Here is an 18,153-nt window from a genome sequence, read left to right as displayed (position 1 = left end):
AAGGAAAGCGAAATGTACAATTTCGAGTTTGAAAAGCCCTCGACCGTTGCTGACGCCGTTTCGGCGCTGGGTGGCGAGGATGCACAGGCGTTGGGGGGCGGCCAGACGCTGATCCCAACGCTGAAACAGCGATTGGCAGCGCCGTCTACGCTGGTGTCGCTGGGTGGGATTCCCGACATGCAGGGGGTCTGCATCGAGGATGACGGGTCGGTCGCCATTGGTGGCGCAACAACCCACGCAACGGTGGCGTCAGAGGCCGCCGGCAGCTATCCGGCGCTGGCCGCACTGGCTGGGCAGATCGGCGATCCAGCGGTGCGCAATCGAGGAACAATCGGTGGCTCACTGGCCAACAATGATCCGGCAGCGTGCTATCCGGCGGGCGCTTTGGGATCAGGTGCGACGATCATCACCAATACGCGCCAAATCGCAGCGGATGATTTCTTCGAGGGTTTGTTCAGTACAGCCTTGGAGGAAGGTGAGATCATCACCACGGTCAATTTCCCGGTGCCACAAGCGGCCAGCTATCAGAAGTTCCTGCAACCCGCATCGCGCTTTGCGCTGGTCGGAGTGTATCTGGCACGTTTCGCCGACGGTGTTCGCGTTTCGGTAACAGGGGCCAGTGAGGATGGTGTGTTCCGCTGGTCCGAGGCAGAGGAAGCCCTGAACAAGGAGTTTCGGCAGGATGCATTGACCGGGCTGAGCATCAATCCCGCGAACATGATTGCCGATTTGCACGGCAGCAAGGCGTACCGCGCGCATCTGGTCAGTGTCATGACCAAGCGGGCCATTGAAGCCTGCATGTAAGCTCAAAACTATCAAAAAAGCCCCGGACCTTATGGCCGGGGCTTTTTCTATGTCCGCCTTATTCTGGGCGGCTGGGATGGTTGCCAGTATGCGCCTGTGTCTTCTCGGGACTTTTGGTAATTGTCCACGCGATCGCGCGCGACGTCTCCGCCCGATTGAAACAGGTGACCCAGTAGGCATTCCAGAACCACCATGGCCCCGGCATAGTTTGAGAAGTGGTGCAGAGATCGCGTGCTGATGGGGAAAACCACGTCAGGCTCGATCCCGGGTGCGATCACTTCGCTGTCGGCAATCAGGATGAGCGGCACATTCATGCGTCGCGCCAATCGCATTGATTGGATGGTGTCGGCGGAATAGGGATGGACGGTGATTGCAATCAGGCAATCGTTGGGGCTTGCGTCCAACAGATCATCTGCCGCGGACCCCATGTGGCGCGGAACAAGTTGCAGACCGGGGTGTGCCATGCGTCCGGCATAAGAAAAATAGTATGACAGGGCATAGCTGGCACGGGTGGCGGTGACAAAGCACCTGTCAGAAGACGTCATAATTTCAACGGCGCGCTTGACGCGTTCAGGGTTCATTAACCGCAGGGATCGCATGACGACGTTCTGTGCATTCTGGGCAAATTTTGCCTGGGCAGCGCTGAATGAATCACCGTCTTGCATGTCGGCAAGCCAACTTTGGCTCAGATGATCCTCACCATCTGTGACCAACGCATCGCGGAACGGAGCGCGCAGGCCGTCGAAGCGGTCATATTCCATCCGATCCGCCAGCCGGACTAGAACGTTCGAGCTCACGCCGATTTTTGCTGCGGTTTCTCGAATTGAGTCCAGCCCGAAATCTCCGGGATGGTCGAGGATGTATTTTGCCGCCATCTGCAATCCGGGAGGCAACTGGTCAATCTGCTGTCGCAGAGCTTCGGTAAGCTGGCTCAAAGACTTGGTCATCCGCGAAAGAAAACAAATGTTATGAAAGATGTAAATTGAAAACGCGCCTAAGGTCCTTAACTGGGTTAAAAGTTGAAAAGGGTGCTCTTATGTCCAAAACACTGCCGCAATCGCATTCGCCCTATGTTCTGGTGGCGCCGAACGGTGCCCGGAGGGGGCATGCGGATCACGTTCAGCTTCCGGTGTCGGTGCAGGAGATCGTATCGACTGCACAAAGCTGTTTTCGGGCCGGTGCAGATGGGATTCACCTGCATGTGCGCGATGAACAGGGGCAGCATTCTCTGGATGCCGGGCGTTATCTTGAGACGATGTCCGAGTTGCGTCGTGCCGTGCCTGAAATGGACATTCAGATTACTACCGAGGCGGCGGGTATCTTTGATGTCCCGGCCCAATTGCACTGTTTGCAGCACGTAAAGCCAAAATGGGCTTCGATCTCGGTCCGGGAAATCGCGCGCGCGCCGGACCTCGCGGATAATGTTTACGGTCTGTGTGCCGAGCAGGGAACGCGCGTTCAGCATATTCTCTATGACGATGCAGATGCTGCGTTTCTGGCAGACTGGCAGGCCCGCGGGATCGTCCGCGACGGGCAAACTGATCGGCTGTTGGTTCTGGGGCGTTACACCACGGGGCAGGAATCTGCACCGGAAGACCTTGATCACTTTCGGCAAACCCACTCCGGTTGGATGGTCTGTGCATTCGGAAAGCAGGAACATGCTTGCCTAAAAACGGCTGCGGACCGTGGCGGGGATGTGCGGGTTGGATTTGAAAACAGTTTGACCGACCAGGACGGAAGTGCCTGGGCGAACAACGCAGCGTCGGTTTCGGCGCTGGTCGCGGTTTTGAAAGGACCTCAGCAATGAGCCACGTTTTTCCTCGTCATACCAAATCGAACCTGCCGGTCGCCGTTGGTGGCGACGGGTGTTACCTGATCGACGATCAGGGGCAGCGCTATCTGGATTGTGGTGACGCTGCGGTGTCGTGCCTCGGGCATTCGAACCCGGCGGTTGTCGAAGCCGTGCAGCGGCAGGTCGAACAGATCGCTTTTGCACATACCGGTTTCATGACATCCGAACCTGCCGAAGCACTGGCCGATCTGTTGGTGGAACATGCTCCTGATGGTCTGGACCGTGTGTATTTCGTCTCAGGCGGATCCGAGGCGACCGAGGCGGCGATGAAACTCGCGCGGCAGTACTTTCTTGAAATTGGCCAGCCCGAGCGTCGCCGGGTGATCGCGCGGCGGCAGAGCTATCACGGGAACACTTTGGGCGCGTTGTCGGCTGGAGGTAACGAATGGCGGCGCGCGCAGTTTGCTCCGATGCTGATCGAGATGACACATATCGCGCCCTGTTTCGAATACGCTGAAAAGCCGGATGCCGAGAGCAGTTTTGACTACGGCCAGCGCGTCGCGAATGAGTTGGAGGCCGAGATCCTTCGCTTGGGTCCTGAAACGGTTATGGCTTTCATGGCGGAACCCGTTGTGGGCGCAACGCTGGGCGCGGTTCCTGCCGTTGAGGGGTATTTCCAGCGTATTCGCCAGATCTGTGACCAATATGGCGTTTTGTTGATTCTTGATGAAGTCATGTGTGGCATGGGGCGGACCGGGCATTTGTTTGCCTGCGATCATGATGGGATTTCGCCGGACATTCTGTGCATCGCCAAAGGGTTGGGTGCTGGATACCAACCGATTGGTGCGATGATGTGCACCGGGAAGATCTATGATGCAATCCGCGACGGGTCCGGGTTCTTTCAGCATGGTCACACCTATATTGGTCACCCGGTTGCGACAGCAGCGGCCCTGGCTGTTGTCACCGAACTGACCGCGCGCGCGTTGCCCGCGCGCGCCAGCGTGATGGGCGATAAGCTGCAAGAGGCATTGCAGGCCGAATTCGGTCAGCATCCAAATGTCGGCGATATCCGCGGCAGGGGCCTTTTCCGCGGGCTGGAGTTGGTGGCTGACCGCGAAACAAAAACGCCGTTTGATCCGGCTCACGGCGTTGCGGGTAAAATCAAGAAAGCCGCCTTGGCCGAGGGGCTGATCTGCTATCCCATGTCCGGTACGCGGGATGGTCGGGTTGGGGATCATATCCTGCTGGCCCCGCCGTTCATCATTGAAGACGCGCAGATAGACGAGCTTGTGGGCAAACTTAGTCGGGCGATCTCGACCGCGATCCCCGGCTGAAGCGCCGCTTGGCCTGTACGATAGAACCAACAAAAAACCCTGTCAGAGCTGATCTGACAGGGTTTCAAATTCGATATGCACAGGGATTTATTTCTGTGGCAGCGGACCGATCAGCATGATCATCTGACGGCCTTCCATCTTTGGCATGTTTTCAACCTTGCCGACCTCTTTGGTGTCGGCCGCAACACGTTCCAACAGTTCACGACCCAGATTTTGGTGCGCCATTTCACGGCCGCGGAAACGCAGGGTCACTTTGACCTTGTCCCCATTTTCAAGAAACTTGAACACATTCCGCATTTTCACGTCGTAATCATGAGTGTCAGTGTTGGGTCGGAATTTGACCTCTTTGATCTCAATGATCTTCTGTTTTTTGCGGGCTTCGGCTTCGCGTTTCTGCGTCTCGTATTTGAACTTACCGAAGTCCATGATTTTGCAGACCGGCGGGTTTGCGTTGGGCGAAATTTCGACCAGATCAAGACCGGCATCAACTGCCATCTGCATGGCTTTGGCGGGATGAACCACCCCGACATTTTCACCTTCAGCGCCAATCAGACGGATTTCGGGGGCACGGATCTTATCATTGACGCGGGGGCCGGTGTCTCTTTGCGGCGGCGCGTTGTGAGGTCTGCGGGCTATGGGTTCATTCCTTTGATGATTGCAGAAATTCAAGGCCGGAATTTAGACTGGCCTGCACGCCGATTCAAGCGGCATAAGTGCAGGCCAGCCCGAAAAATCGGGGTTTGTCAGAGGTTTTTCGCCAGTCCGGGGCCAAATGCCCCGGATCCGGTGCATCGGGTTAACCAACAAAGGCTTTTTCGATGACAAATTCTTTGGGTTCGGAATTGGCACCTTCGCGCAGGTCGAACTCTTCCAGAATCTTTTTGATGTCCAGGTTGAAGGCCAAAGACCCGCAGACCATCGCACGGTCGGTTTCCGGTTTGATACCGCCTTCGATGCCCAGATCAGCAAAAACCGTGCCGTCTTTCAGCAATTCGGTGATGCGGCCCATCTTGGGGCTCTCTTCCCGTGTGGTGGTTGGATAATAGCGGATTTTGTCGGCAAAGCCTTCGCCCATCAGCTCGGCCAGCATCTCATCCTGGCGGATGCTTTCGATCAGCTGACGGCCATATTCCAATTCACCCACTTCGCGGCAGGTATGGGTGATGATGACCTCGTCGTAATCCTCATAGGTCTGCGGTTCGCGCAGCAAGGACGCGAAGGGCGCAAAACCTGTTCCAGTGGCAAAGAACCACAGGCGCTTACCTGGCAGCAGCGCGTCATGCACCAGCGTACCAACAGGCTTGGGGCGCAGGATGATCTGATCGCCCGGTTTGATGTGCTGCAGCTTCGAGGTCAGCGGACCGTCCTGCACCTTGATCGAGTAGAACTCCAACTCTTCGTCCCACGAAGGCGAGGCGATGGAATACGCGCGCAGCAACGGCTTGCCGTTGTCGCCCAGCAGGCCGATCATCACGAACTCGCCCGAACGGAACCGCAGCGAGGCGGGACGCGACACCTTGAAGGAAAACAGGCTGTCGGTCCAATGTTTGACGTCTGTTACGGTCTGTGCGTCCGGAAGGACGGGGGCCTTGACGGCGGTTACTTCGGTCACGGGTTTCATCTCTGTCATCGTTTCACTATCGGCTGGGTAAACCGACATCTCCGTTTAATCTTTGATCCAAGTCAGGAAAAGGGGCTAAATGCCCCTTTGAAGTCACAAGCTGGCGATTGGCTATCTTAGCCGCGCAGGCGGGCCTGATAGTTGTGGTCTTTCCAATCGGCGCGGGCCAGCCACTGATCTTCGGGCTGGCGGTTGGCAAGCGCGTCGTCGATTTCGACCTCATCGAATCCGCTGCGGCGCGCCATGGCATATTGGTCAGCCAGAACATGGCCTCTGGCCCGCAAACGACCGGTGTAGCCTTTTAGGCGCAACACGCGGGCGATGGTAAAGCCGCGACCATCCGCCGAAGACGGGAAGTCCACACGGACCATCCGGGCGCTGCCCAGGCGGTCGACAAGCTCATCGGGGTCAGTATCCGACGCCACGTCGAGCGCAACCACATCATTGGCTGCGTCCTCAAGCGTGACAAAGCCATCTGTCCAGTCGTCGGGGGCGAACCCCTCATCCGTTACGATTACGTTCATGTTTTCTCTCCAGCGCGCACCATCTTGCCGTCGACAAAATGGATGCCGCATTCTTCTTTGTTCTGATCGCGCCAGCGTCCGGCACGGGGGTCTTCGCCTTCTTTGACCGGCGAGGTGCAGGGCGCACAACCGATCGAGGGGTAACCTTTGGCCACCAGCGGATGCCGGGGCAGGTTGTTTTCATCCATATAGGCGCGCACGTCTTCGGGCGCCCAATGGGCCAGCGGGTTTACCTTGATCCGACCGGTGCCGTCTTCGACCTCAAAGAAGTCAAGCGCGGCGCGTGTGCCAGACTGAAACCGCTTCCGACCCGAGATCCAGCCGTCATAGCCCGCCAAAGCACGCTGCAGCGGGAAGGTTTTGCGCAGGTTGCAGCAGGCATCCGTGTCGCTCAGGCGCAAGGCACCGTATGGGTCTTCGCGCTGAACATCCTCATCATCTGCGCGGATGATGTGAACGTTCTTCAGGCCAAGCCGATCTGAAACGTCCTGCTGATATTCCAGCGTTTCGGTGAACAGCATCTGCGTGTCCACAAACAGGACCGGCGTGGCTTTGTCGACCACGGCTGCCATGTGCAACAACACCACCGATTCCGCCCCAAAGCTGGAGACCAAAGCAAGCTCTTCGATTGCCTCCAACGCGCCATGCATGACGTCATGGGCACTGTGGTGGCGGAACTGGGTGTTCAGCTCTTCGACCTTTTCGGTCAGCTCAGCGCGGTCGGCCCCCAGTTCCGTCTGGATCAGGTCAAGCGGCATTGGCCTGCGCCTCGGGGTAAAGCGCCGCTTTAAACGGTGCCATGCCGACGCGGCGATAGGTTTCCAGGAACGTTTCTTCGGCGCTGTCACGCTGTTCCAGATAAGTGTCTACGATGCGCTCAACGGCTGGCACGATCTCATCATAGGCAAAGCCCGGTCCGGTGCGGTCGCCAACGGCGGCTGTTTCGGTCGCGTCACCACCCAGAGTGATCTGGTAGTTCTCGACGCCTGCGCGATCCAGACCCAGGATGCCGATGTGTCCCACGTGGTGGTGACCACATGCGTTGATGCAGCCCGAGATCTTGATCTTCAGGTGACCGATATCATGCTCAAGCTTCAGATCATCGAAACGGGTCGCGATTTCCTGTGCTACCGGGATCGAACGGGCTGTCGCCAGCGCGCAGTAATCCATGCCGGGGCAGGCGATGATGTCGCTGATCAGGCCGATATTGGCGGTGGCCAACTCATGCTCTTTCAGACGAGCGTGGATCGCGGGCAGGTCCGACTTGTGGACATGCGGCAGGATCACGTTCTGCTCGTGGCTGATACGCAGCTCGTCATAAGCGAACTCTTCGGCCAGATCGGCCATCACGCGCATCTGCTCAGCAGTCGCATCACCCGGTGTCTGGCCGTGCTTTTTGATCGAGATCGTGACGATTGCATGGTCCGCGTTCTTGTGCGGCGCGATGTTGGTGTCGACCCACGACCGGAAGACCGGATCGTTGGTGTAGGCGCTTTCGAACGACGCGACCGAGGCTTCTCGGAAGGTTGGCGGGGCAAAGTGGCCCTTGATCTCTTCCAGCAGGTTCATGTCCGCGCCTTTGAACTGCGGGCGGACCTGCAGGAAACGCTCGTTGACCTTGGCGCGGATTGCGTCGATGCCATGCTCATGCACGGTGATCTTGATGCGGGCTTTGTACTTGTTGTCACGGCGCCCGATTTGGTTCCAGACCGAAACGGTGGCTTCAAGATAGGCCAGCAGGTCGTCAAAAGCGACGAATTCGGACAGTTCTTTACCGATCATCGGCGTACGGCCCAGGCCACCACCCACGATAACGCGGGCACCCAGAACGCCGTCACGCTCAACCAGTTGCAGGCCGATGTCATGCGCCTTGATCACGGCGCGGTCGTTTTCCGATCCGGTGATGGCGATCTTAAACTTACGCGGCATGAACTGGAATTCTGGGTGGTCGGTCGACCACTGGCGCAACAGTTCGGCATAGGGGCGCGGGTCTGCGACCTCATCCGCGGCGGCACCAGCGAAATGGTCGGCGGTCACGTTGCGGATGGTGTTGCCCGAGGTCTGGATAGCGTGCATGCCAACCTCAGCCAGCGCGTCCAGCATATCGGGCACGTCGTTCAGTTTCGGCCAGTTATACTGAATGTTCTGACGGGTCGTGAAGTGGCCATAACCTTTGTCCCACTTCTCGGCCAGCAGGGCTAGCTGACGCATCTGAGCGCTAGAGAGCGTTCCATATGGAATGGCAACCCGCAGCATATAGGCGTGCAGCTGCAGATACAGGCCGTTCATCAGGCGCAGGGGTTTGAATTCATCCTCGGTCAGCGAGCCGTCAATGCGGCGCTCAACCTGCGCGCGGAACTGCGCGTTACGTTCTGCCAAAAATGCTGTGTCGAACTCGGAGTAGCGATACATGATTAGCTGTCCTTAGTTGCAGCCCCGAACCTTGGGGCCTTGAGAAGAGGAGAGAGAGACGGGCCAGAGGTCAGGCCCGGGGCTGCGGGGAGGATTCCTGTTTGCCGTGGGCATAGTTGGACGGACCAGTGCGGCGGAAGTCTTCCCGGAAATGGGTGGGCTCGGGGCCATCTTCGCCGGCAATGGCGTCGGCCAGATATGCCCCGACGATTTTGTTGGCCTGGCGCGAGGCATCCAGAAGACGCACCTGCGCGTGGGCTTCGTCGGTGATCAACTCCGCCTCGGTCAGCTCGCGCGACCACCGATCGTCTTCGGTCAGATAGATGACGTCACCTTCCAACAGGTCGTTGGCGGTCACCACTTTGGGGGTAAAAGCGCGGGCCATCAGGCGTGCTCCTTCTTAAATTCGGTCAGGGCCGCGGTCGCTTGGCGCGGGGCGAGGCCATAAAAGGTCAGGGTGGGGCCGTCCATATCGGCGGCGTTCAAATCGGTGGGCAACTGGTCCAGCGTTGTTTCCAGAATGCGCTGATCGGGGCGCGTGGCGTTTTCGATCAGCGTCACCGGTGTTTGGCGATCCGCACCGTGCATGATCAGGCGGCCCTGAATGAAACGAGCGGACTTTTTGCCCATGTAGATCGCTGCAACCGAGCCAGCGCGTGCCAGAGCGGTCCAGTCGTGATCGGCAAAGCCCTTCATGTCGTGGCCGGTCAGAAAACGGACCGAAGAATTGCGCCCACGCCGTGTCAGGCTTTGACCAATTCCGGCAACCGCCGCCGATGCAGCTGTGATGCCCGGTACGATCCGCCACGAGATACCAGCAGCCTCAACCGCTTCAATCTCTTCATCAAGACGGCCAAATACGGTTGGATCGCCGGATTTCAGGCGCACGACGCGCTGACCTTTCAGGGCGTGCTCGACCAGCAGGGCGTCAATGTCTTCCTGTTTCCAAGACGGGCCGAAACCGGCCTTGCCAACATCGACCAGAACAGCGGTCTTTGCGGCCAATGCCAGGACCGCATCACTGATGAGGCGGTCATGCAGAACAACATCCGCGCGCTCGAAGGCTTTCAGCGCCTTGAGCGTCAGCAATTCAGGATCGCCCGGACCCGCGCCGACAAAGTCGACATGTCCTGTGCCATCATATGATTGCGTAAGCTGCATTTCGTGTCCCGAGTGTGGTTTGACTTGTGTTGCAATATAGGAAATATTCCCACCAATACGCCATATAGGCGAACAAATAAGGACAAATGTTCCACGCCCACGGCAAAACGGGACATTGGTTTCGAAACGAAGGGAAATTTGGAATGTCGGTGCGGATTGATGATACGGATCGGAAAATTTTGGTCGAGCTGCAGCGGGACGCCAGTCAATCGCTGGACGAAATAGCCGCTCGTGTCGGCAGTTCCAAGACCCCGGTCTGGAATCGGATACGCAAGCTGAAAGGGGCCGGTGTGATCGGGCAGCAGACCGTTTTGCTGGACGCCGAAGCGCTGGGATTTGAAGCCACGTTTTTTGTTCTGATCCGAACGTCGGAACATGAGGCTGACTGGCAGCATAAATTCCTGAAAGCCCTGCGGGACAGGCCCGAAGTGCAAGAGGCGCATCGGCTGGCCGGAGACATCGACTATATCCTGAAAGTGCGGGTCAAGAACGCCCGTGCCTATGACGAATTCTATCAGGCGCTGATTTCAGAAGTGCGCGTTCACAACGTGACCGCCTTGCTGTCGATGGAAGAGATCAAGTCCACCACCATGCTGCCTCTGAAAGCGCTGATCGAAAGCTAGATCTGCACCATCAATTTGGTCAGCCCGTGGAAATGGTAAGTGTTCGAATACTCGGGCTCTGCGCTCAGGCGCAGGTTCGGATATCTGTCAAAAAGCGTGGACAGTGCGATGCGCATTTCCATCCGTGCCAGCGGGGCACCAACGCAAAAGTGCAGGCCGCCACCGAAACTGGTGTTCGTGACGATGGCGCGGGTGGGATCAAACCTGCCCGGGTCGCTCCAGATTGCTGGATCCCGGTTCGCAGCGCCTAGCAGTAATGCGACCTCATCACCACGTTTGAAACTGTGCCCAAATGCGTCGATGTTTTCATAAGCATAGCGGGTGAACATGTGCAGCGGCGGGTCATAGCGTAATATCTCTTCTACCGTGCGGTCGATGCTGTCCGGCGCAAAGTATTGCGGTCCGATGCCATTTTGCAAAACGGTCTTCACGCCGTTTCCAAGTGAATGCACGGTTGCTTCATGCCCGGCATTCAAAAGCAGGATGCAGGTGGCGACCAGTTCTTCGCGTGAGAGCTTTTCGCCATCTTCCTCGGCCACGATCAACCGTGTGATCAGATCGTCCTGCGGATCGCTGCGGCGCTGCTCGATGTAGTCAATCAGAAAGTCGGTGAATGCTTGGGATGAGGCTGCGGCAGCGGTCTCAGTCTCGGGCGTACGGCTGGCTTGATACATTGCCACCATATCATGTGACCAGCGGAGTAGGCTGGGTGACATATCCTCGGGCACGCCCAGAAGGCGGCAGATTGTGATGACCGGAACTTGGGTGCAAAAGGTAGAGAGCAAATCGAACGGCTGGTCGGGAAATGCGTCAATCAAAGAATGGGTTAGGTCGTGAATCGAAGGTTCCAGCGCCGATATGGCACGCGACGTGAATGCCCGCATCACCAACGCGCGCAAGCGTGTGTGTCTTGGCGGTTCGGCTTCCAGCAACGAATGCGCCTCGACCGCCAGCCAAGGGGCAAGATGCGCCGGACCTGGGGTTCGCATTTCTTCGGGCACTTCCCGACCAAAGCGGCGGTCTTTCAGAAGGGCCGAGACCGCCCGGTGTGATACAGCCGCAACTTTCCCATAGTCCTCCCAATAGACCAGATCACCGCTCGCGCGGGCCTTATCATAGAGCGGGTAGGGGTTTTGCACGAATTCCGGATCGACCGGAGATTGAAATACCGTCTTCATGCGGCGCAGACTTGCCATGCGGCGCGCCGAATGCAAGACCCTATATCATGCAACGCGTTTGGGTAATTCTGGGATTTTTGTTTGCTGTCGGCCTGTTGGCCGCTGGTGTCTGGTCCTATGGCTACCGTCAAGCGCTGTCGCAGCTCAGCGAAAAGGCCGAGGCTGACCTTGAACTGGCTGCTGACCGGCTCAGCACTCAGATGCAGGTCTATCAGGAACTGGCCGTGCTGATGGCCACGCATCCGGTCCTGCGCGCCCTAGAGACACCAGTGCAACAACGGGCGGCGCGCGCGATATTGCTGGACGTCGCCGACAAAACCTCGGCCGTCAACATGATGTATCTTGATCGAAGCGGTCAGGTGCTGGCCTCGGCGCAGCCGGTTGTGTGGCCAAACATGGCGGACCATCCCGCGTTTCGGCGCGCATTGCAGGGCGCAATGGGCAGCGCGCATGGGGTAGTGGAAAGCAGCGGAGATCGCACCTATTCCTACGCCGCCCCAGCCTTTGGCGATGCTGGTCAGGTTGAAGGTGTATTGATCGTTGTGGCCGATGTGCAAGATGTGGAACAGACCTGGCGCGGCAGTACCGAGGCGGTGTTCTTCACCGACGGGGACGGCGTCGTGTTTATCTCAAACCGATCGGATTTGTTGTTTTGGCACCGGGACGAAGGACAGTTGGGCCTTACACCCCCAGACGGCGGGGTGGTCGATTTTGCCTCGGTTCTGGTCGGTCCGCACGAGGTCTGGGAACTGAATTGGGGGCGGTATCTGCCTAGCCGCGCTTTACACCTGATGCTGGACTTGCCGGTGATCGACATGACGGCTGAGGTTCTGGTCGATGTGGCCCCCGCGCAGCGTTTGGCGGGGTTGCAGGCGGCGACCGTTGCTGCAATCTGTCTGGCCTTCGGCGCGCTGTTGTATCTGGCGACCGAACGCAGGCGCACATTGGCCGAGGCCAACACGATTCTGGAAAGCCGGGTCGCGCAACGGACGCATGCGTTGACAGCTGCAAACACGGCACTGCGCCACGAAGTGCGTGAACGTGAAGACGCAGAAGCGGCGCTGAAACACGCTCAGGAAGAGCTGATCCAGGCCGGTAAACTCAGCGCGTTGGGTCAGATGTCGGCGGGTATCAGTCACGAACTGAACCAACCGCTGATGGCAATTCAGCAATTCGCAGATAATGGCGCGGCTTTTCTATCCCGGGGCCGGGATGAGAAAGCGTCGGAGAACCTGACGCGTATCTCTGCTATGGCGGCGCGCATGGCGCGTATCATCAAGAACCTGCGTGCCTTTTCGCGCAATGAAAGTGAACCGATGGGCAAGGTTAACCTGGTTCAGGTGATCGATACGGCGGTCGAGTTGACCGAGGCGCGGTTGCGGACCGAGGATGTCCGTATGGATTGGGCCCCGCCCAATAACCCGGTTTACGCATGGGGCGGCGAGGTGCGGTTGGTTCAGGTGTTCGTCAACCTGATTAACAATGCCGCCGACGCGATGAGTGGGCAAAACGACCGCCTCATCCGCATTGCGATCGACCGCGGCGACAAGCTGGCCGTGACTGTCCGCGATATCGGCCCGGGCATCGAAAACTCGGAAAAACTGTTCGAACCGTTCTATACGACCAAGGCTGTCGGATCCTCTGAGGGGATGGGGCTTGGGCTTTCGATTTCGTATGGTCTGGTGCAAAGCTTTGGAGGTAATATCCGGGGCGCAAATCTGGACACCGGGGCATTGTTTACGGTCGAGCTTGAGCCTTTCACGGAGCACGAGGTCGCATGACGCGGAAAATTCTACTGGTTGATGACGACGCTGCCGTCCGCGAAGCTTTGGCTCAAACGCTTGAGCTGGCAGATTATGATCCGGTTACGGCGGGATCCTTTGTGGCAGCTAAAGACCATATTCGCGCCGACTTTCTGGGTGTGATCGTTTCGGACATCCGTATGCCGGGCCGGGATGGTTTTCATCTGCTGAACTACGCGCGTGAGGTAGATCCAGATTTGCCCGTTGTTCTGTTGACCGGTGAGGGCGACATCCCGATGGCGGTGCAGGCCATGGGACAGGGAGCTTTTGATTTTCTGGAAAAGCCATGTGCGGCGGCGGACCTGCTGCCCGTGTTGGAACGAGCCTTTGACGCGCGCGCGCAGGTGATCGAACAGCGTGCCCTCAAATCAGAGCTTGAGCGCGGCGACCCCGCAGCGCGGCTTTTGTTCGGCCTGTCCGCACAGGCCGAGGCCCTGCGTGAACGGGTCCGATCCGTCGCCCCCACCGGGGCAGAAGTTCTGGTAACCGGGCCACCGGGCAGCGGGATATCGAAAGTGGCCGAAGTCGTTCATCTGATGTCGCCGGTCGGGCAGGGGCCGTTCGTCAAACGCCCGGCCTCAGGGCTGACGCCCGAGGGGTTGGTGCGCGTGTGCGAAGATGCGGCCGGTGGGTCGTTGTTCCTGGATGAGGTTTCGGCCATGCCAGACGCCACGCAATACGCCGCGCTTGAAATGATAGAGCAGGGCACCGGTTCACGGATCGTCGCGGGAACGACCGCAGATCTGGCGGCGCTGTCAGAGCAGGGCCAATTCAATGCCGACCTGTTTTATCGCCTGGATGTCATGCGTGTACGCATCCCGTCGCTGGCGGAACGGCCGGAAGATATACCAGTGATCTTTCGCCATTACGTCGCGCAAGCGTCAGAACAGGCGGGCATTGCCGAGCCCGAGATCACCTCGGAGCAACTTGCGTCATTGATGGCCAGCGACTGGCCGGGTAACGCCAGATCACTGATGTCGGCGGCGATGCGGTTCGTGTTGGGGATGCCGGAAGAGGTTGCACGTGCCGCTGATCTGGGCCTGAACGAGCAAATGGCACGCGTAGAGCGGTCGTTGTTGATTGCGGCACTGGGTCGGCACAATGGCAAAGCCTCGGATGCGGCAAGTGCGTTGAAACTGCCGCGCAAGACTTTTTACGACAAACTGGCGCGCTATCAGATTCGCCCAGAAGACTATCGGCGCTAACGGGGGCACCCGCCGCCTTTGGCCGCATTATCATGCATTTAAAGCCGTTGGGCCGGGCAGCCTGCATTCGCAGGCTGCGGGTAGTCACCAGAGAATCAGGAGGTGAGTCGTTCGATCTGATTCGAAGTGCGTGCGGAAATCCGCACAGCCGGGGGAATAAATGTGCGGATTTTCGCACAGCGGGTAGTGTCACTGCCTTTTAATGGCGGGGAAGTGCCTTCTAAAACTATGAAGTGAAACAAAAATATTTGAACCTTCCGAATTTCGAACAAAAAGTTGAGCGGCGCCCCTTGATTCGCTTCACTGCGCCACATGAGACGCCGATCTGGCGTTGACTAAAGGTTTCATGGAAGTCTGGGAGGAAAAGACAGATGAAATTCCTGACAACTGCCGCGACCGCGCTGGCGTTGAGTGTTACAGCAACCGCCGGTATGGCCGCGTGTGATGACGGCGAGATTGTCGTCAAGTTCGCGCATGTGACGAACACGGACAAACACCCCAAGGGCATCGCGGCATCGCTGCTGGAGCAGCGCGTCAATGACGAGATGAATGGCGTGATGTGCGTTGAGGTCTATCCGAACTCGACGCTCTATAATGATGACAAGGTGCTTGAAGCAATGCTTCAAGGCGACGTCCAGCTGGCCGCGCCGTCGTTGTCGAAGTTCGAGAAGTTTACCAAACAGTTCCGTCTGTTCGACCTGCCGTTCATGTTCAAGAACATCGACGCAGTTGATGCATTCCAAGCTTCGGCTGATGGTCAGGCGATGAAAGACAGCATGCAGCGCCGCGGCCTGCAAGGGCTGGCGTTCTGGCACAATGGCATGAAGCAGATGTCGGCTAATAAACCGCTTGAGGCTCCGTCGGATGCCGAGGGCCTGAAATTCCGTGTTCAATCCTCGGACGTTCTGGTTGCCCAAATGGAAGCCATTGGCGGCAGCCCGCAGAAGATGGCGTTCTCGGAAGTTTACGGCGCGCTGCAACAAGGCGTTGTGGATGGCCAAGAAAACACCTGGTCGAACATCTATGGCAAGAAGTTCTTCGAAGTGCAGGACGGCATCACCGAGACCAACCATGGCATCATCGACTATCTGGTCGTGACATCGGTTGATTGGTTGGACAGCCTTGATCCCGAGGTGCGCGATCAGTTCCTGACCATTCTAAGCGAAGTGACTGAGACACGGAACAAGGAAGCCTTCTCGGTGAACGAAGCAGCCAAGGCCTCGATCACTGATGCCGGCGGCATCATCCGCGAACTGAACCCCGAACAGCGCCAGGCCTGGGTCGATGCGATGAAGCCCGTTTGGGACCAGTTTTCCGACGACGTAGGTCAGGATAAGATCGACGCCGCTCAGGCCATCAACGCCGGGTTCTGATCCCGGTTGAGGCCGCGTGTCCAAAGACTGGGGAGTGGCGGACACGCAGGCTGGGCGGGCCGTAATTTGGCCCGCCACACCTAACTCTCATCACCAATAATGTGGGGACAGAAAAATGTCTGGTTCGAAACCCGGCCAAGGCGGGCTGGTCGACCATATCGAAGAGACCATGATTGCCGCTCTGTTGGGCGTGATGACGGTCGTAACCTTCGCCAACGTGATCGCGCGTTTTGTGTTTAACTCCAATATCCTATGGGCGCTTGAGCTGACGGTTTTCACCTTTGGCTGGCTGGTGTTGCTGGGGGCCTCTTATGCGGTCAAGAAACACGCGCATCTGGGTGTTGATGCAATCCTGAACATGCTGGCCCCGGCGCCACGCCGCATTCTGGCGCTGATATCAGTGGCGTGCTGTCTAGTGTTCTCGCTTCTGCTTCTGAAAGGGTCGTATGACTACTGGGCCGTGTTTGCGGACCTGCCGCCAACATCGGGCCGCTGGTTCCCGACCGGGTTCAATTTCGACGCACGCAGCCAGAGTTTCTATGAAGTGGACGATATACCGATGGTCGCGCCACTGCGCTTCCTCGAGGATCTGATCAACTACGGCGAGGGGTATGAAAAATTGCCCAAGGTGGTGCCGTATCTGGTGTTGCCGGTGTCGATGCTGCTTCTAGTGATCCGCTTCGCTCAGGTCGCAGTACAAATCTGGCGTGGTGAGACCGACCGTCTTGTTGCCAGTCACGAAGTCGAGGACGAGATCGAAGAAGTCCGGGCTCAGCAAGGAGAGCATGACTAATGGACGTCGTACTTCTATTCTCTATGGTCATCGGCCTGTTGCTGATCGGTGTGCCGATTGCGGTGGCCTTGGGTCTCAGCTCGACCCTGTTTCTGCTGATTTATTCCGACAGTTCGTTGGCTTCGGTCGCGGGAACCCTGTTCGAAGCCTTTGAAGGCCACTTTACCCTGTTGGCGATCCCGTTCTTCATTCTTGCTTCGTCCTTTATGACGACCGGTGGAGTGGCGCGTCGGATCATCCGTTTTTCCATCGCCTGTGTCGGACACTTGCCTGGCGGTCTGGCGATTGCGGGTGTCTTTGCCTGTATGCTGTTTGCCGCGCTGTCGGGGTCGTCTCCGGCAACTGTTGTAGCCATCGGTTCTATCGTCATCGCCGGTATGCGGCAGGTTGGCTATTCTAAGGAATTCGCTGCGGGTGTGATCTGTAACGCGGGTACGCTGGGCATTCTGATCCCGCCATCCATTGTAATGGTGGTCTATGCCGCCGCCGTTGAGGTCTCGGTCGGGCGGATGTTCCTTGCGGGCGTCATTCCGGGCCTGATGGCGGGTCTGATGCTGATGGTTACGATCTATGTGATGGCCAAAGTCAAGAACCTGCCCAAGGGTGAATGGAAAGGTTGGGGCGAGATCTTTATCTCGGCCCGCGAAGCCGGTTGGGGTCTGTTCCTGATCGTCATCATTCTGGGTGGTATTTATGGCGGTATCTTCACACCGACCGAAGCCGCTGCTGTCGCTGCCGTCTATGCCTTCTTTATTGCCAGCTTTGTCTACAAGGACATGGGTCCGCTTAGCACCAATGGGGATGGGCAGAACATTCCGCTGTTGAAAAAGCCTTATGCTTTGGTCACGGCGTTCTTTCACCCCGACACCAAGCACACGCTGTTTGAGGCCGGTAAGTTGACGGTGACGTTGCTGTTCGTCATCGCCAACGCGCTGATCCTCAAGCACGTGCTGACCGATGAACAGGTGCCTCAGCACATCGCAAGTGCAATGTTATCGGCGGGATTGGGACCAGTCACCTTCCTGATCGTGGTCAACGTGATCCTGCTGATCGGTGGCCAGTTCATGGAACCTTCGGGACTGTTGGTTATCGTGGCACCTCTGGTGTTCCCGATCGCCATCGAGTTGGGCATCGACCCAATCCATCTGGGCATCATCATGGTGGTGAACATGGAGATTGGGATGATTACGCCCCCGGTTGGTTTGAACCTGTTCGTGACCTCGGGCGTGGCCGGTATGCCGATGATGAGCGTTGTGAAGGCGGCGCTGCCGTTCCTGGCTGTCCTGTTCGTCTTCCTGATCATGGTGACGTACATACCGTGGATATCGACCTTCCTGCCCAACACGTTCATGGGGCCTGAGATCATTACGAACTAGCGGTTTCTTTGACAGAACAGAGGGCCGGGTCTTTCGTCAGACCCGGCCTTTTTTGCGTGCGGAATCGATCCAGATAATCGGAAACCCATTCGATACCACCCTAAACGCGAATCCATCAGTTTCGTATCACCGGTTGAATTGCCGAATTTAGAGTT

General features: G+C 57.8%; 18 protein-coding genes. 9 read left to right on the top strand and 9 right to left on the bottom strand.

Annotated features, from left to right (window positions below; genetic code table 11):
* The first annotated feature begins 12 nt into the window (after positions 1–12).
* Positions 13–804 (top strand): FAD binding domain-containing protein, encoded by a 792-nt coding sequence (locus AC2FLJ_RS01705; protein WP_496695323.1) that lies wholly within the window; start codon positions 13–15, stop codon positions 802–804.
* 47 nt (positions 805–851) lie between these two features.
* Here AC2FLJ_RS01705 and AC2FLJ_RS01700 read toward each other — a convergent pair whose 3' ends face one another.
* Positions 852–1,739, bottom strand: a complete 888-nt coding sequence (locus tag AC2FLJ_RS01700; protein ID WP_496704291.1) for a MurR/RpiR family transcriptional regulator — start codon at positions 1,737–1,739, stop codon at positions 852–854.
* A 101-nt stretch (positions 1,740–1,840) separates the two neighbouring features.
* On the opposite strand from AC2FLJ_RS01700, the gene AC2FLJ_RS01695 reads away from it, so the two are divergent.
* Both AC2FLJ_RS01695 and AC2FLJ_RS01690 read left to right on the top strand, forming a co-directional pair.
* Positions 1,841–2,611, top strand: a complete 771-nt coding sequence (locus AC2FLJ_RS01695) for a beta-keto acid cleavage family enzyme (RefSeq protein WP_496695327.1) — start codon at positions 1,841–1,843, stop codon at positions 2,609–2,611.
* The gene (locus AC2FLJ_RS01690) at positions 2,608–3,930 is read left to right on the top strand and encodes an aspartate aminotransferase family protein (protein ID WP_496704290.1); all 1,323 of its coding nucleotides are present in this window, start codon (positions 2,608–2,610) and stop codon (positions 3,928–3,930) included. The genes AC2FLJ_RS01695 and AC2FLJ_RS01690 overlap by 4 nt, the downstream gene beginning before the upstream one ends.
* Before the next feature lie 87 nt (positions 3,931–4,017).
* Here AC2FLJ_RS01690 and infC read toward each other — a convergent pair whose 3' ends face one another.
* The 7 genes from infC to cobA form a co-directional block, all read right to left on the bottom strand.
* A complete protein-coding gene (gene infC, locus AC2FLJ_RS01685) occupies positions 4,018–4,599 on the bottom strand; it encodes a translation initiation factor IF-3 (protein WP_496695331.1) in 582 nt (193 codons plus the stop codon).
* A gap of 127 nt (positions 4,600–4,726) precedes the next feature.
* Entirely contained in the window at positions 4,727–5,560 is an 834-nt protein-coding gene (locus AC2FLJ_RS01680; protein WP_058271890.1) for a ferredoxin--NADP reductase, read from the bottom strand.
* A 107-nt stretch (positions 5,561–5,667) separates the two neighbouring features.
* The gene (locus AC2FLJ_RS01675) at positions 5,668–6,075 is read right to left on the bottom strand and encodes a DUF934 domain-containing protein (RefSeq protein ID WP_170557552.1); all 408 of its coding nucleotides are present in this window, start codon (positions 6,073–6,075) and stop codon (positions 5,668–5,670) included.
* The gene (locus AC2FLJ_RS01670) at positions 6,072–6,833 is read right to left on the bottom strand and encodes a phosphoadenylyl-sulfate reductase (protein ID WP_282118555.1); all 762 of its coding nucleotides are present in this window, start codon (positions 6,831–6,833) and stop codon (positions 6,072–6,074) included. Before AC2FLJ_RS01670 ends, AC2FLJ_RS01675 begins: the two co-directional genes overlap by 4 nt.
* The gene (locus AC2FLJ_RS01665; protein ID WP_282118554.1) at positions 6,823–8,487 is read right to left on the bottom strand and encodes a nitrite/sulfite reductase; all 1,665 of its coding nucleotides are present in this window, start codon (positions 8,485–8,487) and stop codon (positions 6,823–6,825) included. Before AC2FLJ_RS01665 ends, AC2FLJ_RS01670 begins: the two co-directional genes overlap by 11 nt.
* A 70-nt stretch (positions 8,488–8,557) precedes the next feature.
* Positions 8,558–8,872: a DUF2849 domain-containing protein gene (locus AC2FLJ_RS01660; RefSeq protein WP_496704289.1), complete on the bottom strand. Its 315-nt coding sequence runs from the start codon at positions 8,870–8,872 to the stop codon at positions 8,558–8,560.
* Positions 8,872–9,648 carry a uroporphyrinogen-III C-methyltransferase gene (gene cobA, locus AC2FLJ_RS01655; protein ID WP_496704288.1) on the bottom strand — a complete coding sequence of 259 codons (777 nt, stop codon included), beginning with the start codon at positions 9,646–9,648 and terminating at the stop codon, positions 8,872–8,874. Before cobA ends, AC2FLJ_RS01660 begins: the two co-directional genes overlap by 1 nt.
* A gap of 143 nt (positions 9,649–9,791) precedes the next feature.
* On the opposite strand from cobA, the gene AC2FLJ_RS01650 reads away from it, so the two are divergent.
* Positions 9,792–10,271: an Lrp/AsnC family transcriptional regulator gene (locus AC2FLJ_RS01650; RefSeq protein WP_058271489.1), complete on the top strand. Its 480-nt coding sequence runs from the start codon at positions 9,792–9,794 to the stop codon at positions 10,269–10,271.
* Here the strand turns inward: AC2FLJ_RS01650 and AC2FLJ_RS01645 are convergent.
* A complete protein-coding gene (locus tag AC2FLJ_RS01645) occupies positions 10,268–11,449 on the bottom strand; it encodes a cytochrome P450 (RefSeq protein WP_496704486.1) in 1,182 nt (393 codons plus the stop codon). The genes AC2FLJ_RS01650 and AC2FLJ_RS01645 overlap by 4 nt on opposite strands.
* Before the next feature lie 47 nt (positions 11,450–11,496).
* Here AC2FLJ_RS01645 and AC2FLJ_RS01640 point away from each other — a divergent pair, with 47 nt between their 5' ends.
* From AC2FLJ_RS01640 to AC2FLJ_RS01620, 5 genes are all read left to right on the top strand, one after another.
* Entirely contained in the window at positions 11,497–13,230 is a 1,734-nt protein-coding gene (locus AC2FLJ_RS01640; RefSeq protein WP_496704287.1) for a sensor histidine kinase, read from the top strand.
* Positions 13,227–14,456 carry a sigma-54-dependent transcriptional regulator gene (locus tag AC2FLJ_RS01635; RefSeq protein WP_496695339.1) on the top strand — a complete coding sequence of 410 codons (1,230 nt, stop codon included), beginning with the start codon at positions 13,227–13,229 and terminating at the stop codon, positions 14,454–14,456. The genes AC2FLJ_RS01640 and AC2FLJ_RS01635 overlap by 4 nt, the downstream gene beginning before the upstream one ends.
* Before the next feature lie 371 nt (positions 14,457–14,827).
* Positions 14,828–15,829, top strand: a complete 1,002-nt coding sequence (locus AC2FLJ_RS01630; protein WP_058271492.1) for a DctP family TRAP transporter solute-binding subunit — start codon at positions 14,828–14,830, stop codon at positions 15,827–15,829.
* A gap of 115 nt (positions 15,830–15,944) precedes the next feature.
* Positions 15,945–16,622, top strand: coding sequence for a TRAP transporter small permease (locus AC2FLJ_RS01625; protein WP_058271493.1), 678 nt, complete (start codon positions 15,945–15,947; stop codon positions 16,620–16,622).
* Positions 16,622–17,998 (top strand): TRAP transporter large permease, encoded by a 1,377-nt coding sequence (locus AC2FLJ_RS01620; protein ID WP_058271494.1) that lies wholly within the window; start codon positions 16,622–16,624, stop codon positions 17,996–17,998. The genes AC2FLJ_RS01625 and AC2FLJ_RS01620 overlap by 1 nt, the downstream gene beginning before the upstream one ends.
* Positions 17,999–18,153: the final 155 nt, after the last annotated feature.

The sequence above is a fragment of the Ruegeria sp. CDSA034 genome (assembly GCF_059612275.1).
Note: the sequence above shows the minus strand (reverse complement) of the source record. Positions and strands in the feature narration are given on the sequence as shown.

What these genes read in the sequence shown, in the direction of transcription:
- cobA (WP_496704288.1), bottom strand. Translation starts at nt 9,648, where the DNA reads ATGCAGCTTACGCAATCATATGATGGCACAGGACATGTCGACTTTGTC.
- AC2FLJ_RS01640 (WP_496704287.1), top strand. Translation starts at nt 11,497, where the DNA reads ATGCAACGCGTTTGGGTAATTCTGGGATTTTTGTTTGCTGTCGGCCTG.
- AC2FLJ_RS01665 (WP_282118554.1), bottom strand. Translation starts at nt 8,487, where the DNA reads ATGTATCGCTACTCCGAGTTCGACACAGCATTTTTGGCAGAACGTAAC.
- AC2FLJ_RS01625 (WP_058271493.1), top strand. Translation starts at nt 15,945, where the DNA reads ATGTCTGGTTCGAAACCCGGCCAAGGCGGGCTGGTCGACCATATCGAA.
- AC2FLJ_RS01660 (WP_496704289.1), bottom strand. Translation starts at nt 8,872, where the DNA reads ATGGCCCGCGCTTTTACCCCCAAAGTGGTGACCGCCAACGACCTGTTG.
- AC2FLJ_RS01690 (WP_496704290.1), top strand. Translation starts at nt 2,608, where the DNA reads ATGAGCCACGTTTTTCCTCGTCATACCAAATCGAACCTGCCGGTCGCC.
- AC2FLJ_RS01635 (WP_496695339.1), top strand. Translation starts at nt 13,227, where the DNA reads ATGACGCGGAAAATTCTACTGGTTGATGACGACGCTGCCGTCCGCGAA.
- AC2FLJ_RS01650 (WP_058271489.1), top strand. Translation starts at nt 9,792, where the DNA reads ATGTCGGTGCGGATTGATGATACGGATCGGAAAATTTTGGTCGAGCTG.
- AC2FLJ_RS01670 (WP_282118555.1), bottom strand. Translation starts at nt 6,833, where the DNA reads ATGCCGCTTGACCTGATCCAGACGGAACTGGGGGCCGACCGCGCTGAG.
- AC2FLJ_RS01695 (WP_496695327.1), top strand. Translation starts at nt 1,841, where the DNA reads ATGTCCAAAACACTGCCGCAATCGCATTCGCCCTATGTTCTGGTGGCG.
- AC2FLJ_RS01680 (WP_058271890.1), bottom strand. Translation starts at nt 5,560, where the DNA reads ATGACAGAGATGAAACCCGTGACCGAAGTAACCGCCGTCAAGGCCCCC.
- AC2FLJ_RS01620 (WP_058271494.1), top strand. Translation starts at nt 16,622, where the DNA reads ATGGACGTCGTACTTCTATTCTCTATGGTCATCGGCCTGTTGCTGATC.
- AC2FLJ_RS01675 (WP_170557552.1), bottom strand. Translation starts at nt 6,075, where the DNA reads ATGAACGTAATCGTAACGGATGAGGGGTTCGCCCCCGACGACTGGACA.
- AC2FLJ_RS01705 (WP_496695323.1), top strand. Translation starts at nt 13, where the DNA reads ATGTACAATTTCGAGTTTGAAAAGCCCTCGACCGTTGCTGACGCCGTT.
- AC2FLJ_RS01645 (WP_496704486.1), bottom strand. Translation starts at nt 11,449, where the DNA reads ATGAAGACGGTATTTCAATCTCCGGTCGATCCGGAATTCGTGCAAAAC.
- AC2FLJ_RS01630 (WP_058271492.1), top strand. Translation starts at nt 14,828, where the DNA reads ATGAAATTCCTGACAACTGCCGCGACCGCGCTGGCGTTGAGTGTTACA.